The sequence below is a fragment of the Nesterenkonia sp. CL21 genome, from assembly GCF_031705515.1.
Taxonomy (GTDB): Bacteria; Actinomycetota; Actinomycetes; order Actinomycetales; family Micrococcaceae; genus Nesterenkonia; species Nesterenkonia aethiopica.
This window is the reverse complement of record NZ_JAUTWR010000001.1, coordinates 840,819-856,175: the sequence shown is the minus strand read 5'-3', so window position 1 is coordinate 856,175 and position 15,357 is coordinate 840,819. Positions and strand designations below refer to the sequence as shown.

Annotated in this window: 11 protein-coding genes, 1 tRNA gene and 1 pseudogene; 1 reads left to right on the top strand and 12 read right to left on the bottom strand. The window is 68.6% G+C overall.

What is annotated here, in order from left to right; genetic code table 11:
• Positions 1-145 precede the first annotated feature (145 nt).
• Positions 146-1,012 (top strand): annotated as a pseudogene (locus Q7C18_RS16760) (recombinase family protein); the annotation flags it as partial.
• 802 nt (positions 1,013-1,814) lie between these two features.
• Here Q7C18_RS16760 and Q7C18_RS03825 read toward each other — a convergent pair.
• From Q7C18_RS03825 to Q7C18_RS03770, 12 genes are all read right to left on the bottom strand, one after another.
• Positions 1,815-1,887: transfer RNA gene (locus Q7C18_RS03825), tRNA-Ala, on the bottom strand.
• Positions 1,888-2,006: 119 nt separating this feature from the next.
• Positions 2,007-2,396: a ribosome silencing factor gene (gene rsfS / locus Q7C18_RS03820; RefSeq protein WP_070161598.1), complete on the bottom strand. Its 390-nt coding sequence runs from the start codon at positions 2,394-2,396 to the stop codon at positions 2,007-2,009.
• Between the two features lie 58 nt (positions 2,397-2,454).
• The gene (locus tag Q7C18_RS03815; RefSeq protein ID WP_311024259.1) at positions 2,455-3,795 is read right to left on the bottom strand and encodes a hypothetical protein; all 1,341 of its coding nucleotides are present in this window, start codon (positions 3,793-3,795) and stop codon (positions 2,455-2,457) included.
• Positions 3,792-4,478: a nicotinate-nucleotide adenylyltransferase gene (gene nadD, locus Q7C18_RS03810; RefSeq protein ID WP_070161606.1), complete on the bottom strand. Its 687-nt coding sequence runs from the start codon at positions 4,476-4,478 to the stop codon at positions 3,792-3,794. The genes Q7C18_RS03815 and nadD overlap by 4 nt, the downstream gene beginning before the upstream one ends.
• 65 nt (positions 4,479-4,543) lie before the next feature.
• The gene (locus Q7C18_RS03805) at positions 4,544-4,729 is read right to left on the bottom strand and encodes a hypothetical protein (protein WP_070161602.1); all 186 of its coding nucleotides are present in this window, start codon (positions 4,727-4,729) and stop codon (positions 4,544-4,546) included.
• A gap of 138 nt (positions 4,730-4,867) precedes the next feature.
• Positions 4,868-6,304 (bottom strand): mechanosensitive ion channel, encoded by a 1,437-nt coding sequence (locus tag Q7C18_RS03800; RefSeq protein WP_311024258.1) that lies wholly within the window; start codon positions 6,302-6,304, stop codon positions 4,868-4,870.
• A 100-nt stretch (positions 6,305-6,404) separates the two neighbouring features.
• Positions 6,405-7,862, bottom strand: a complete 1,458-nt coding sequence (locus Q7C18_RS03795; protein WP_311024257.1) for a glutamate-5-semialdehyde dehydrogenase — start codon at positions 7,860-7,862, stop codon at positions 6,405-6,407.
• Between the two features lie 100 nt (positions 7,863-7,962).
• Positions 7,963-9,120 carry a glutamate 5-kinase gene (gene proB / locus Q7C18_RS03790; RefSeq protein ID WP_311024256.1) on the bottom strand — a complete coding sequence of 386 codons (1,158 nt, stop codon included), beginning with the start codon at positions 9,118-9,120 and terminating at the stop codon, positions 7,963-7,965.
• Positions 9,117-10,775 (bottom strand): GTPase ObgE, encoded by a 1,659-nt coding sequence (gene obgE / locus Q7C18_RS03785; protein WP_311024255.1) that lies wholly within the window; start codon positions 10,773-10,775, stop codon positions 9,117-9,119. Before obgE ends, proB begins: the two co-directional genes overlap by 4 nt.
• A 154-nt stretch (positions 10,776-10,929) precedes the next feature.
• Positions 10,930-11,187 (bottom strand): 50S ribosomal protein L27, encoded by a 258-nt coding sequence (rpmA, locus tag Q7C18_RS03780; RefSeq protein WP_070158810.1) that lies wholly within the window; start codon positions 11,185-11,187, stop codon positions 10,930-10,932.
• A gap of 64 nt (positions 11,188-11,251) precedes the next feature.
• Entirely contained in the window at positions 11,252-11,560 is a 309-nt protein-coding gene (gene rplU, locus Q7C18_RS03775; RefSeq protein ID WP_070158809.1) for a 50S ribosomal protein L21, read from the bottom strand.
• A gap of 244 nt (positions 11,561-11,804) precedes the next feature.
• On the bottom strand, positions 11,805-14,996 hold the full coding sequence (locus Q7C18_RS03770) for an Rne/Rng family ribonuclease (protein ID WP_311024254.1): 3,192 nt from the start codon (positions 14,994-14,996) through the stop codon (positions 11,805-11,807).
• Positions 14,997-15,357 lie beyond the last annotated feature (361 nt).

Here is a 15,357-nt window from a genome sequence, read left to right as displayed (position 1 = left end):
CAGGGCGCTACCGGCTTACCAAGTTGTTGCCCGAACCCGTCGCGGTTCGGCAGGCCCTTCCTATCTGTGTCGTGACAGTCTGACGGCGCCCGCACCCATCCCCATTGCTGGGGGTGGGTGAGAGCCCCGAAAGGCAGTCACGACCATGACGCTCATCGACCTCCCCCAAGGCCTCGACCTCGCCGCTCTACGCAACCTCGCGAGCGGTCCGAAGCTCTCCTGCGAGCAGATCCTTCCCGATGGGAAGGTCCCCGCGATCTCCTACCTGCGGGTCTCCACCAAGGACCAGGCCACCCGCAACGGACTCGAAGAGGGCCTGTCCATCCCTGCGCAGCGTGAGGCCGCGCAGCGCAAGGCCGACCAGCTCGGCGCGGTGATCGTCGCGGAGTTCATCGAGCCCGGCGAGTCCGGCAAGACCGCCCGCCGCAAAGCCCTCCAAGAGATGCTGGACTACCTCGCCGAGCACCCCGTCAGGTACTGCATCATCAACAAGGTCGACCGGATCGCGAGGAACCGGCTCGATGACGCGATCATCCACGCCACCCTCCGCCAGGCCGGGGTCACGCTCGTGTCCGTCATGGAAAACATCGACGAGACCCCGTCGGGGATGCTCATGCACGGCATCATGGCCTCCATCGCCGAGTTCTACTCCCTGAACCTCGCGCAGGAGGTCACCAAGGGGCTCGTGCAGAAAGCCTCCATCGGCGGCACCCCACACAAGGCGCCCATCGGCTACCTCAACGTCCGCACCACCGACCCGAAGGGCCACGAGGTCCGCGACGTGCAGCTCGACCCCGACCGGGCCGAGCTCGTCCGGTTCGCGTTCATCGCCTACGCCACCGGGGACTGGTCGCTGTCCAAGCTCACCCGCGAGTTAGAGACCCGCGGGCTCACCACGAGGCCCACGCCGACGTTCCCCGCGAAGCCGGTCACGACGACCGGGCTGCACAAGATCCTGACGAACCCCTACTACCAGGGCATCGTCACCTTCCGCGATGTCACCTACCCCGGCACCCACGACCCCCTCGTGACCCCGGAGACGTTCGATCAGGTACAGACGATCCTCGGGCAGAACCACGTCGTCGGCGACAAACCGCAGAAGTACGACCACTACCTCAAAGGCTCGATCTACTGCGGGTGCGGGAAGCGGCTCATGTTCGAGCGACCCCGCAACCACCAGGGCGTCACCTACGACTACTTCACCTGCACCGGCCGACGGTTCAAGCGCAACAACTGCCAGCGCACCGCCGTCCTCACCCACCGCGTCGAGCAGTCCATCGAGACCCGCTACCAACACGTCTCGATCACCGCTGACGAGGCGACGCAGATCAAGGGCGTTCTCGGGCAGGTGTTCGACACCCTCGCCGAGTCCACCAGCGACGAACAGAAAGTGCTCGCCGGGCAGAAGGCCAAGCTCGAAGCCGAACAGGTCAAGCTCCTCCAAGCCCACTACGCCGACGCGATCCCGATCGACCTGCTCAAGACCGAGCAAGATCGCATCCGCGCGAGCCTCCAAGCGATCACGGGCCGGCTCGACACCTTGGAGACGACCTACGACAAAGCCAAGGTCGGGCTCGACGCGATCCTCGGTCTCCTCACCGACATCGACGACGTCTACGCGAAGGCGGAACCAGCCGAGCGGCGGATGCTCAATCGGGCACTGTTCGACCGCATCAGCATCGATGACGAGGACCAGGCCACCCTCGAACCTGTCGAGGCGATCGCCACAATCCTCGCCTCCGATCCCAGGTCACACAACGAAAGAACCTTGCCCCGCGATCACGCGGGGCAAGGTTCGAACATTCAACTTTACGTGGAGGTAACGGGACTCGAACCCGTGACCTTCTGCATGCCATGCAGACGCGCTACCAGCTGCGCCATACCCCCGTATGTTTTTCTCTCCGCCGCCGTGGCGACTCCTATACTTTACTCATCCGCCCAGTGCCGATGCAAATCGGGATGACGTGGCGCTCGCCACATCGCCATCGGCTCCTGACCTGGGGCGATCACTCGCCCGCTGCGGCTGGTCCGGCCTCTGGCAGGTGCAGATCCACCCGGTCCACATCCGCGTAGAGACGATCCAGCCCGTACAGGACGCGCTCCTCTTCGTGCTGCACATGGACCACGAGATGCCCATAGTCGAGAAGCACCCACGTGCCGGACCCCCGTCCCTCCCGGCGCAGCGGCGCGGAGTCGTGCTGCTCACGCAGCTGACGCTCGATCTCATCCACGATCGACCCGATCTGACGCTCTGACGGCGCCGAGCAGAGGAGGAAGGCGTCGGTGATGCCCAGCCTCTCCCCCACGTCGAGGCCCACGATGTCTGTGGCAAGCTTGTCCGCAGCCGCGGCGGCGGCTGTGCGCAGTTCGGTCAGGACCGCATCAGAGATGGTCACGTCGAGTCGAAGCTCCTCAGTTGTCGGCAGATCCCCGCCGAAGTGTGGTGTGGTCGTGTCAGAGAACGGTGAACAGGACAACGCCGACGGCGATCAGCAGCAATGCTGCCAGGATGATCACCAGCCAGAGAAGCAGGGCCTGCCGGGAGGCCTGCCGGGTGGTCTGTTCCACCATGTCGTCAAGTTCGAGGCCGTGGGCGCCACTGGCCTCGATCGGGTCGATCTCCCCGGTGGGGACGTCCACGTACTCCTGGTCGTCCGAGGTGGCGTAGGCGCGGAGCGCCTTGCGGGTGATGACCTCAGACTCAGGCCGCTCCCGACGACGACGTCGGCGGTCACGCTCCTCCTCCTCGATCTCCCGACGACGGCGCTCCTGGTTGGCCTGCATGGCCTTGGCAGCGAGTGCCTGCTGCTTCTTCAGCAGCTCAGGATCCACCCGATGCGGGTCCTGGGCCGACTGCGTCGCGATCGCTGCCGTCAGCTGGTCGATCTCCTGCAGCTTGTCATCGGTCAGCGCCTGGAGGCTGCCGGTCTCTCTCAGCAGGCGCCGTGCCTTGCGTGACGCGGGCACGGGTGCCGTCTCCTCCGGCGAATCCTCGGAGTCCTCCCCGCCGTCCGCCTCGTCGTCGTCCGCGTCATCTGCGTCGTCGTCCACGTCTTCGGCATCATCTGCCTCGTCCTCAGGCAGACCCGCGTCGGCCGTCTCACCGCCGGGGTCGCCGGCTCCGAGGCCGACGTCGTCGGCGTCCTCGAGATCGTCGCCGTCGAAGTCATCGCCGTCGTCATCCCCGTCGTCGTCATCGCCGTCGTCATCGTCGAGATCGTCGGCGTCCGATGCCTCAGCCTGGTCGCCGTCCTCGGAAGGGGGGACGGGGACCACCTCAAGAGTTCCGGTCTCCGCGGCATCCACATCCACCAGGCCCTCGCTGTCCACCAGGTCCTCGCTGTCGGCCAGGTCCTGGGCTGCGTCTTCCTCCCGAACCGCCGGCAACGTCACGTCGGTGACCTCTGCCGCAACGTCCTCGACGCCCTGACTGTCGTCAGCCGCGCCGTCCTCACCGGCGGCATCCTCGCTGCCGGCAACCGCTTCGTCATCGTCAGCATCGAGCACCGCGGCGTCTGCCTGGTCGTGGGGACTCACCACGGGCGTGCTCGCCGTCTGGGTCTGTTCGTCGAGCACGACGGCGGCAGAGACCGGCCCAGCCGGGGGCGTCGGCTGAGAATCTTCGTCAGAAGGCGTGTCGACGGAGCCGCCGTCCTGGGTCCCCGAGGGACGCCCGTCGGCCTGCTGGGCGGCCAGCTCAGCCTCACGACGACGGCGCAGCTCCTTCCGGGACACGGGCAGATAGCGGGCGCGGAGATCGCCGCCGTCGCCCTGCTCGGGGTTCTCTGCACTCATGTCGTAGCCTCCTGCGGACTGTGTGTCGTCCGGGGTTGCGGGATTTCGTCCATGCTATGCCGGGAGTCGTCCTCGCCCGTGGCCGCCTCGCCGGACGTGACAGACGACTCGTCTGCACTGGAGAGATCCTGGTACAGCCTGTGCTTCGCGATGTACTGCACCACCCCGTCCGGCACCAGATACCAGACCGGTTTGCCGTCCCGGACCCGTTCTCGGCAGTCGGTGGAGGAGATCGCCATCGCCGGGATCTCCATGAGCGAGATGTGATCGGTACGCCCGAAGTCCTCGGAGACGTAGCCAGGCCGAGTGACGGACACGAAGTGTGCCAGCTCCCACAGCTCGTCGACGTCCTTCCAGGACATGATCTGTGCCATCGCATCCGCCCCGGTGATGAAGAACAGATCCGCCTCGGGATAGAGGTGGCGGAAATCCCGGAGCGTGTCGATCGTGAAGGTCGGTCCTCCGCGATCGATGTCCACCCGCGACACGGTGAACCGGGGGTTGGCCGCCGTGGCGATCACAGTGAGCAGGTACCGGTGCTCCGGTGCGGTGACATCACGTTCCGCCTTCTGCCAAGGCTGGCCGGTCGGGACGAAGATGACCTCGTCGAGCTCGAACTCGCTGGCGACCTCGCTGGCAGCCACCAGGTGACCGTGGTGGATGGGGTCGAAGGTCCCACCCATGAGCCCGAGCCGCATCCTGCGGCGTCCGGGGTCGGAGGTGGCGGCGGACTGTGGAGGCACTGCGTTCAGTGGTCCTCGTGCTCCCGGGCGGCGGGGCTCTTGCTCTTGCTGGAGAATCCGACGGTGATCAGCAGGAGCAGCATCAGCACGATGAACATGATGATGCCGAACCACTCGGCGGGCATGAAGAGGGCGATCTCCTCTTCAGCCTCGGCGGCCAGCATCTCGGCGGCGAACGGCAGGTTGAGCATGCCTCTCCCTCTACGGACGATTCAGAACACCGCAAGTCTACGCGAAGACGGGGCCGACTCGCCTGTCGGCGCACCGGAGCGATCCGATGCGCCGACAGGTCGAACCGACCCCTTGTCAGGCTCGCGTCAGCGGCAGCCTCATGGAGCCTGCGGCGGCGCGGACGGTGGAGTCCCCGGAGGCGACTGCGGCGGCGTCCTCGGGGGCGACTGCGGCGGCGTCGCAGGGCGTCCGGTCGACCCTGTTCCGCCCGTCGACCCTGTTCCGCCGCCGGCCTGGGCTGCGCCGCCCGTCCGTCGGGTGGCGTCGGCACTCGCGGCTGCCGGCGTCGACGTGCTCGCCCTGTTGTCCTCGAGCCTCTTCAGGGTGCGGGCCGCCGTGTCCCGGCCTCCCAGGCCGAAGGCCAGGGCCGCGGCCAGAGCCCCTCCGACGACGACGGCGCCGAAGGCCAGATTGATGATCGAGTCCGCGATCCCCATGTACTGCAGACCCATCGCCACGAACAGCGCGAGCGTGCCGTAGCGGATGATCGTGCTCGCGGTCCCGCCTCCCACGGTGCGGGCCAGGAGGTTGGCGATGAAGAAGCCGACTCCGATGATGATCGCGCCGAAGAGGACCCGGCCGCCGAGCGCCAGGACTTCGTTGAGGATCAGCGTGATCTCCGGGAAGTTCAGAGCCCTGGCCGCCATGATGGCGAAGAAGAGAACGATCGCGACCTGCCCGATCTTCGCGAGGATCGACGAGACACTGGACTGCTGCGGCTCGACGCCCAAGGTGGCGGCGAACCGGTCGGTGCCGATGCTGCCCAAGGTCGACTCGAGCAGGCCTCCGATGAACTTCGCGATCAGGACGCCGACGCCGAGGATCAGCGCTGCGGCGATGATCGCCGGGATGGCGTTGAGGATCATGTCGAGCATCGCGGTGGCAGGCTCCGAGATCGCCGAGATGCCCAGTACCTGCAGAGCGGCGATGCCGACCACGATGACGATGATCGCGAACACGATGTTGGCGATCGTCGAGGTGATCCTGCGATTGACGTCGACGGCCTCGGCTGAGGCGCCACCCGGCGCCTGGCCAGGCGGTGGACCGCTCTGCCCCGCGGGTGCCGCCGTACCCGGAGCCCCTGCCGCCTCACTGGTGCGGTCAGCGGCAGACCTGGCCCGGTTCGCCAGCCCGTGGAAGTTCACCCTGCCGACCGTCGCCTCGATGAGCTGCTTGACGAGGCGGGCGATCACCACACCGATGAAGAAGATCACACCGGCGGCGATGATGTTGGGCAGGAAGCCCAGAGAGACCTGCAGCAGCTCCTGCACCGGGGTGAGGACCTGTTCCAGGGCGAACACCTGCAGGACCGCCACCAGGCCGAACAGCCAGATCAGCAATGAGGCGATCTGGCCGAGCCCCTCGCCCAAGGACTGGCCGCCATCACCTCCACGCTGCAGGAGAGGAACGCTTCTGACCAGTTTCGCCACAGCCCATCGGACTACCTTGGCCACGATCCATGTGACCAGAAGGATGACCAGAGCTATGACGACCTTCTCGACCAGCCCCAGCCAGTCGTAGTCGCCCAGGTTCATGATGACTCCTTCGTCGTCTGCGGTGGTCAGCCGCTCGCGAAGGAGTGGCCGACATCACATACGCTACCGAAGGCCCTGGCAGGCGTCTACCGTCAGCGCGTCAGTCCCCCGGGCAGGATCCCGGGAACGCGGAGCTCTCGGCACGGGCCCCACGCACCTGCCCTTCACCGCGAACGATCCATTTGGTGGTGGTCAGCTCGCCCATGCCCATGGGGCCGCGGGCATGCATCTTCTGCGTCGAGATCCCCACCTCGGCCCCCAGGCCGAACTCTCCGCCGTCGGTGAACCGGGTCGACGCGTTGACCACGACCGCCGCCGCGTCGATCTCCGCCACGAACCGGTCCGCATGGGCCACCGAATCCGTGATGATCGCCTCGGTGTGTCCGGTGCTCCACCGGCCGATGTGTTCGATCGCCTCCTCCAGGGAGTCGACGACGCCCACGGCCATCTGCAGATCCAGGTACTCCGTGGCGAAGTCCTCGTCCGTCAGCTCCAGGACCTGGCCTTCGACGCCGCTGCGCGCCGGATCTTCCGGCTCCTGGACCGGCAGCCACTCCTGGGCTCGGGGGTCCAGATGCAGATCCACGCCGGCACGGAGCAGACCGCGCAGCACCTCACGGCCGGCGGCCTCCGCATCCCGATGCAGCAGCAGGGTCTCCGCGGCATTGCACACGCTGGGCCGATGCGCCTTGGCGTTGACCACGATGTCTCGAGCCATCGACGGGTCGGCGCTGGCATCGACGAACACGTGGACGTTGCCCTCACCGGTCTCGATGACCGGCACACGGGAGGTGCGCACCACATGCTGGATCAGTTCCCGGCCTCCGCGCGGAATCAGCACGTCCACCGAGCCGACCTGCGTCATCAGCTCGGTCGCGCCGTCTCGTCCGTGCGCATCGATGCTCAGCACAGCGTCCACCGGCGCCGCCGTGGCCCGCAGGGCGTCCCGGATCACGGCCAGCAGCGTCTCATTGGTGCTCTGCGCCGCCGAGCCGCCGCGCAGGAGCGCCGCATTACCGGACTTCAGCGCCAATGCGGCGATGTCGACCGTCACATTGGGGCGGGCCTCGTAGATGACCCCGATGACGCCCAGCGGAACCGTCACCTGACTCAGTCGCAGGCCGTTGGGCAACGTGCGACCCTGCACGACGCGACCCACAGGGTCGTCGAGGGCGATGATCTCCTCCACGGCGGCGGCCAGCTGTTCGATGCGTGCCTCGTCGAGGGCCAGCCGGTCCAGCAGGGCACGGCTCAGCCCCGACTCCCGACCGCGATCCAGGTCCTTCTGGTTCGCCTCGATGAGGGCGGCCCGCGACTCACGCAGCCCCTGGGCCACAGCAGCCAGCGTCCGGTCCTTCCGCTCCCGATCCAGCTGAGCGAGGCGTCTCGACGCCGCACGGGCACGCGCGGACAGCTCCCGGATCGCTCCTGGCAGGTCCTGGTCCTCGGTCCGGGTCGTCTCGCCCTCGAACTCCCGGCCCGCGTCCTGCTCGGTGGTCAGCTTCTCGGTGGTCTGCTGCTCCGTGCTCTGCTGCTCCGTGCTCTGCTTCTCGCTCATGCTCTCCAGCCTAGTCCTCGTCGTCCCGGGGACCACCCCCGGGCGTCACATGCGGCGGTCGGTCCTGCCGTCGCCGTCGGGGATCGTCCTCTCAGCAGTGTCATCCACCCAGCACCGGCACGCGCACCATGTCATCGGTGTGGACCACCGGTCGCTCGTAGTCGGTTCCCATGTCCCGGCCCAGGTCCGCCGTGGAGCGTCCCAGCATGCCGGGCAGCTCCGTGGAGGCATATCCCACCAGTCCGCGGGCACGCACCACGCCTCGCGGGTCGGCGATCTCCACTGGGTCTGAGGCTTCGAACTCGCCGCTGACCCGCAGGATCCCCGCCGGCAGCAGTGAGCGTCGCCCGTCCACGACGGCGGCGACAGCACCGTCGTCGATGGTCAGGCGTCCCTTGACGTGGGCCAGATGCGCCAGCCAGGCCGAACGCGCACCGCGGCGGCGGCCCTGGGCCACGAAATAGGTGCCCACATCCTCGCCGGCGAAGAGCCGCGGAGCCTGCGCCGCAGAGGTCAGCATCGCCGGGATGCCGTTGCCGGCTGTGATCTGCGCAGCCTCGACCTTGGTGACCATGCCTCCGGTGCCGACGCCGGCCTTGCCGCGTCGGCCCAGCGTCACCCCCTCCAGATCCTCGGGGCCCCGCACGGTGGGCACAGGGCGTCCGCCCTGCTCCGGAGGCCCGTCGTAGAGGGCGTCGACGTCGGAGAGGAGCACAAGGCCGTCGGCGCGGATCAGGTTCGCCGTCAGCGCCGCGAGGCGATCGTTGTCTCCGAAACGGATCTCATGGGTGGCCACCGCGTCGTTCTCATTGACGATCGGCACCGATCCGAGGCTCAGCAGCTTCTCGATCGCCCGCAGGGCATTGGTGTAGTGGGTGCGCCTGATCAGGTCCTCCACCGTCAGCAGCACCTGCGAGACCGTGGTCCGGTATGTGGCGAACGCCCGGTTGTAGTGGGCCAGCAGCAGCCCCTGTCCCACGGCGGCCGCGGCCTGCTGGGTGGCCAGGTCATGGGGCCGACGCTCCAGTCCCAACGGGGCCAGTCCGGCCGCGATCGCGCCGGAGGAGACCAGCACGATCTGCGTCCCTCGGGAACGCAGCAGCTGCAGCGCGTCCACCAGGCGGTTCAGCGCGTCCACGGAGATCCCGCCGTCGAGGGTCGTCAGCGAGGAGGAACCCACCTTGACCACGAGCCGTCGGGCGCGGGTGATCTCGGAACGCTCGGTGATGACCGACTGGGTCAGGCGAGGAGTGCTCATCGACGGCCATCCCCCGTCTCCTCCGCCTCCTCCGCAGAGCGTCCACCGTGCTCGATGCGCAGGTCCTCCTCAGGATCGCCGTGGGTGTAGACGACCTCCACCTCGTCCTCGTCCCCACCGGCGCCTTCGTCCTCCTCAGCATCCCAGTGGGCGTACTGGGCCTCCATCTCGGCCCGCACCGCGGCCTTGGCGTCACGGCGGGCCTGCTGCTCGGCACGCTTCTGCTCCCGGGTGGGACGGTTCGTATCCTCGAAGCGGAGGTCACTCCCCCGGGGTCCAGCCAGATGCTCGGCTCCACCGACCATCGTCGGCTCCCAGTCGAAGACCACGCCGTCCTCTCCCCCGACGACCACGGCGTCTCCGGGAGTCGCTCCCTGGCGGAAGAGCTCGTCCTCGATGCCGAGCTTCGCCAGGCGGTCGGCCAGGTAGCCCACCGCCTCGTCATTGTTGAAGTCGGTCTGCTGGATCCAGCGCTCGGGCTTGGCCCCACGCACCCGGAAGAGCGGCTCTCCGCCCTTCTCCTCGCGGGTGATGGTGAACGGCTTCGAGTCCACCGCCTTCGGTCGGACCGTGACCTGCACGGGAGCGGAGGGCGCCTCCCGCTGGCGGCGGGCCTCCTCCACGATCTCGGCCATGGCGAAGCCCATCGCCCGCAGCCCGGATCGGTTCAGCGCGGAGACGTCGAAGACCCGGAGACCGCGGGATTCCAGCTCCTCGCGGACCATGTCCGCCATCGCCTCCCCATCCGGCAGGTCGGTCTTGTTCAGCGCCACCAGACGCGGACGCTCATTCAGCGGGATCGCGGCCTCGCCCGTGTGCCCGGAGGCATCGACGACGGCGTCGGGCGCGTAGGCCGCGAGCTCCGCCTCGATCGCCTCGAAGTCGCTCAGCGGGTCACGGTCGGTCTCCAGGGAGGCGCAGTCCAACACGTGCACCAGTGCCGCGCAGCGCTCGACGTGCCGCAGGAACTCGTGTCCCAGACCCCGGCCCTGCGCCGCGCCGGGGATGAGGCCGGGCACGTCGGCGACGGTGAACCTCGTCTCACCCGCCTGCACCACACCGAGGTTCGGCACCAGGGTCGTGAAGGGGTAGTCCGCGATCTTCGGGCGGGCCGCGCTCATCGCAGCGATCAGACTCGACTTGCCCGCCGAGGGGAACCCGACCAGGGCGACATCGGCGACGGTCTTCAGCTCGAGGACGACCTCGCGCTCCTCGCCGGGGGTTCCGAGCAGCGCGAAGCCGGGGGCCTTGCGCTTCTTGGAGGCCAGCGCGGCGTTCCCGAGGCCCCCCTGTCCGCCGTCGGCGATCGTGTGCCGAGCCCCGGCGCCGACGAGGTCCGCCAGCACAGTGCCGTCGCGATCCTTCACCACTGTGCCGTCGGGCACCGGCAGCTCCAGAGTCGCTCCGCGGCGCCCGTGACGCAGTCCGCCCTGGCCGACGCCGCCGTTCTCCGCCCGACGATGCGGCCGGTGGTGGTAGTCCAGGAGCGTCGTGGTCTGCGGGTCGACGACGAGCACGACGTCGCCGCCGTCGCCGCCGTCGGCCCCGTCCGGGCCGCCCAACGGCTTGAACTTCTCCCGGTGGACGGACACGCAGCCGTGCCCGCCGTCACCGCCTGCGGCGTGCAGCACGACGCGATCGACGAAGTGTGCCATGGTGATGCTCCTTCTCAGGGGCCGATGGGCCGGTCTCATCTCCGGCTGTTAAGACAGATCGAGGACGGACCGTGATGGCCCGTCCTCGATCTGCTGTCAGTCAGTCGTCCGGGCCCGCAGGGCGCAAGGCGCCCAGCTCAGCCCGGCGCCGCACTCACTGTGCGGCTGGGACGATGTTGACGACCTTGCGGCCGCGGCGGCTGCCGAACTCCACGGCGCCGTCGGCCAGGGCGAACAGGGTGTCGTCCCCGCCGCGCCCGACGTTGGTGCCGGGGTGGAACTTGGTGCCGCGCTGGCGCACCAGGATCTCACCGGCGTTGACGGTCTGGCCGCCGAAACGCTTCACGCCGAGGCGCTGTGCGTTCGAGTCACGGCCGTTGCGAGTCGAGCTCGCACCCTTCTTGTGTGCCATAGGTCTGCCTGCCTCTCAGCTGGATGGTTGTGTGGAACGGGATGAGCGTGCGTCGTCTCGCCGCTCAGGCGATGGAGGTGACCTTCACGCGGGTCAGCTCAGAACGGTGACCCTGGCGCTTGTGATAGCCGGTCTTGTTCTTGAACTTGTGAATGACCACCTTCTTGCCGCGGACGTTCTCCAGAACCTCGGCAGTGACCGTGACCTTGGCGAGGTCGTCGGCTGCGGTGGTGACCTTGTCCCCGTCCACCAGCATCACTGCCGGCAGCTCAATGGTGCTGCCTGCCTCGGCGGGGACGCGGTCAAGGGTCACGAGGTCTCCGACGGAAACCTTCTCCTGGCGGCCGCCAGCGCGGACAATCGCGTACACCACTTGGGACTCACTTCTCTCGATGACAAATATGGACAAATTCCTGATCTGGTCGGACACGAGGACTCGACCACGGTCAGGCGGGATTCGCATCACGCCTGAGCATCTCAGGAATGCGGATCGTCTGACTGGCGGTCTACTCGTTCATCTCCGAGCACAGAAGACGTGCTGGTGCCGATGACACCAGGGATCTACTTTACGGGAAGAACCGCCCAGCAGCAACTGAGCGGCCCCTCCGACACGCCGATCATGTCGAGGGCGCGTCACCGTTCTCGGTCTCCGACTCCGAGCCGCCGTCGGAGGAGGTCTGGCTGATCTCCTCCGCGCTGACACCCACGCCGAGCATCACCGGCTCACCGGCTCCTGAACCGGCCGGCCCGCCCCGGGATCCCGAGCCGGCCTGCGCATCCGCGGAGTCAGCGGACCCCGCTTCGGTGCTGCTGAACGTCCGACTCGGCCCGGTGACCTCGGCCGAGACCTCCTGCACCTCACCGGCGGCACCCTGAGCGGAGCCTGCGGCTCGGCGACGCCGGCGCCCCCGAGGGCGGCCGGAGGCCTCTGAGTCGGCAGTGCGCCGCGAGGGACCCTCGTCTGCCGAGGACGCCTCGGACCGGGAGGCCAGGGCCTCGTCCAGCGAATCCAGCGAGACCGTGGCGGCACGCTCGTCGGACGACGGGGCCGCGATCTCCTCGCCCCCTCGAGGCACCGGGACCGGCTCGCCGCCGATCGTCAGCACCGGGGTTTCTCCGCCGCCGGCGACCTCCTGCGGCTTCTGGTCGTCCTGCCCGCCGTGGCCGTGTGCGGCCTGATCCTGCCCGGCGGCCGCGAGGCTGCCGCCGCCGGTGGCGCGGCGGGGCTTGCGCCCGCGACGTCGCCGGCCCGAGCCCTGCTGCTCGCCGGAGTCCTCCCGCGTCTGCCCGGACGTGTCCTGGCCCCCGCCGGAACCGGAGCCGCCGGACGTCTCGTCCGAGGAGTCCTCGGTATGTCCTGTCGTCGCCGCGGCGACCTGGGCCAGCGCCTGACGAGCCTTCTCCTGCTTCTCGCGCTCCTGGGCGCTCGGCTCGCCGGAGGTCTGCTGGTCGGCCCCGGAGGAGGCCTTCCCGCCCTTCTTGCGACGCTTCTTCGGGCCCTTGCCGGAGCGTGCCTCCCCCTGGGAGGTGTAGGAGGGCACATGGCCGACCGGCTCCCCATGGGTGATCAGCCCGCGACCCGCGCAGTGCTCACAGGGCTCCGAGAAGACCTCCAGCAGGCCGGTCCCCATGCGCTTGCGCGTCATCTGGACCAGACCCAGGGACGTCACCTCGGCCACCTGGTGCTTCGTCCGGTCCCGCCCCAGACACTCCACCAGCCGCCGCAGCACCAGGTCCCGATTGGACTCCAGGACCATGTCGATGAAGTCGACGACGATGATGCCCCCGATGTCCCGAAGACGCAGCTGCCGCACCAGCTCCTCGGCGGCCTCCAGATTGTTCCGGGTGACCGTCTCTTCGAGGTTCCCGCCGGAGCCGGTGAACTTGCCGGTGTTGACGTCGACCACAGTCATCGCCTCGGTCCGGTCGAAGACCAGGGAGCCGCCGGAGGGAAGGTTGACCTTGCGGTCCAGCGCCTTGGCCAGCTGCTCGTCGATGCGGTGGTGGGCGAAGATGTCGTCGGCCTTCTGCTCCTCAGGGTCCCAGCGGTGCAGCCGGTCCAGCAGGTGGGGCGCCACGTATGTCACGTAGGCCTCGACGCTGTCCCAGGTCTCCTCACCCTGGATCTCCATGGAGGAGAAGTCCTCGTTGAAGACGTCGCGGACGACCTTGATGGTCAGGTCCGGCTCGCTGTAGAGCAGCTCCGGGGCGAGGACCTTCCGGTCCGCCTTCTGAGCCTGGATGGTCTCCCACAGGGCACGGAGCCGGTTGATGTCATGGGTGAGCTCCTCCTCGGAGGCGCCCTCGGCGGCGGTCCGCACGATGACGCCGGCGTTGTCCGGCATCTGCTCCTTGAGGATCTTCTTCAGACGGGACCGCTCGGTGTCCGGCAGCTTGCGTGAGATGCCCGTCATCGAGCCGCCCGGCACGAACACCAGGTACCGTCCGGGCAGCGAGACCTGGCTGGTCAGCCGTGCCCCCTTGTGGCCGACGGGATCCTTGGTCACCTGGACCAGGACCGAGTCGCCCGACTTCAGCGCGTTCTCGATCTTCCGGGGGGCGCCGTCCAAGTTGGCGGCGTCCCAGTCGACCTCACCGGCGTACAGCACCGCATTGCGGCCCCTGCCGATGTCCACGAAGGCCGCCTCCATGGAGGGCAGCACGTTCTGGACCTTGCCCAGGTACACGTTCCCGATGAGGGAGTCCTGCTGGGTGTTCGACACGTAGTGTTCGGCGAGCACTCCGTCCTCGAGGACGCCGATCTGGATCCGGTCGCCCTTCTGCCGGACGATCATCTTCCGGTCCACCGACTCGCGGCGAGCCAGGAACTCCGCTTCGGTGATGACCTGACGCCGACGTCCGGTCTCCCGGGAAGCACGACGACGCTGACGCTTGGCCTCCAGGCGCGTCGAGCCCTTGAGGCTGGCGACCTTCGTCGGGGCTGAGGACTCCGAGACCTCGCGGGGCGCGCGGACGCGCGTCACCGTGTGCTCCGGGTCGTCACCCTCGCCGCCGGCGACCTCCATGTCCACCGAACCACGGCGACGGCGCCGACGCTTGCGGACCACCTCGCCCTCGGCGTCGCGGGGCTCCTCACCGTTCTCACCATCTCCGGCCCCGCTCTGAGCGGAGGATCCGGAGTCACCGGACGGCGACGCCTCGGAGCTGGCCGATGATTCGGGCGTCTCGGAGTTCTCCGAGGACTGTCGGCTGCGACCCCGACCACCGCGGCGGCGCTTGCGCCGTGACCGCCGCTGTCCGCCGGAGCCGTCGTCATCGGCGCCAGATCCGCCCGAGGACTCGCCGACTGAGTCATCGCGGGAGTCTGCCCCGTCGTCCCCTCGGTCGTCCTGGTCCTCCCAAGCGTCCCGGTCCCGAGCGTCGTCATCGGACTCCGCGTCGGCGGCTGCCGCGTCCTCCCGAGAAGGACGGGAACGCCGCGCCTTCTCCACCACGGAGAGGTCGGGGGCCTGGAACAGGACCATGACGGGGTCGGCCGCCGGGGCCTCCTCGGCAGCCTGCGCGTCCTGGTCCGACCCCTCGTCCTCCTCGGTCGCGGCATCGGACGCCAGGCCGGCGGCCTCCTGAGCGGGAGCGTCCTCGGCACTCCCGCGGGCCGGCGTGTCGCCGCCGGTGCCGGAGTCCGTGCCGCTGTCCGTGGCGGGCTCGGGCGTGTCGGTGTCCGGCTGGGCTGCGCTCGTGGCCTCTGCCGACGCGTCCGCCGGAGGGGGGCTGAACGGGTTGAAGATGTCCGCGCCGACGGTGTCCTGTGTCGACGCCGCGTCGTTCGGCGTGTCTGTGTGCGACATTGTTCTGTTGCTCCATGCCGACGCCGAGGCTGCCACACCCACCCTCGCGCCGGCTGCTTGTACGGTCATTCCTCCGGTCACGCCCTCCCGCTCTCTCACAGCGGGTGCGACCGGGGCACATCCTTGATGTCTGCAAAAACCTGTCTCGCAGCCTCGCGGACCATGCCGGGCGCTGACAGCGTCCTTCGCTGTGCGCTCTTCACGGCCTGTCCGCGAACACTCACTCCGTGCTGCTTCCGCCCGCGTGCAGTATTGGGGCCCGCGAGGGCTCCTGGGGCGTCGGCGGCGGCATCTTGCGCTGTGTCGTCCATCGTCTCGTCGGATCCGTGCAGACTCGGGGGCGTCCCTCGTCCACGACGGG

Coding starts and splice junctions, on each gene's coding strand:
- Q7C18_RS03815 (WP_311024259.1), bottom strand. CDS start 3,795: ATGAGTGCAGAGAACCCCGAGCAGGGCGACGGCGGCGATCTCCGCGCC.
- rpmA (WP_070158810.1), bottom strand. CDS start 11,187: ATGGCACACAAGAAGGGTGCGAGCTCGACTCGCAACGGCCGTGACTCG.
- Q7C18_RS03800 (WP_311024258.1), bottom strand. CDS start 6,304: ATGAACCTGGGCGACTACGACTGGCTGGGGCTGGTCGAGAAGGTCGTC.
- obgE (WP_311024255.1), bottom strand. CDS start 10,775: ATGGCACACTTCGTCGATCGCGTCGTGCTGCACGCCGCAGGCGGTGAC.
- Q7C18_RS03770 (WP_311024254.1), bottom strand. CDS start 14,996: ATGTCGCACACAGACACGCCGAACGACGCGGCGTCGACACAGGACACC.
- nadD (WP_070161606.1), bottom strand. CDS start 4,478: ATGGGTGGGACCTTCGACCCCATCCACCACGGTCACCTGGTGGCTGCC.
- Q7C18_RS03795 (WP_311024257.1), bottom strand. CDS start 7,862: ATGAGCGAGAAGCAGAGCACGGAGCAGCAGAGCACGGAGCAGCAGACC.
- proB (WP_311024256.1), bottom strand. CDS start 9,120: ATGAGCACTCCTCGCCTGACCCAGTCGGTCATCACCGAGCGTTCCGAG.
- Q7C18_RS03805 (WP_070161602.1), bottom strand. CDS start 4,729: ATGCTCAACCTGCCGTTCGCCGCCGAGATGCTGGCCGCCGAGGCTGAA.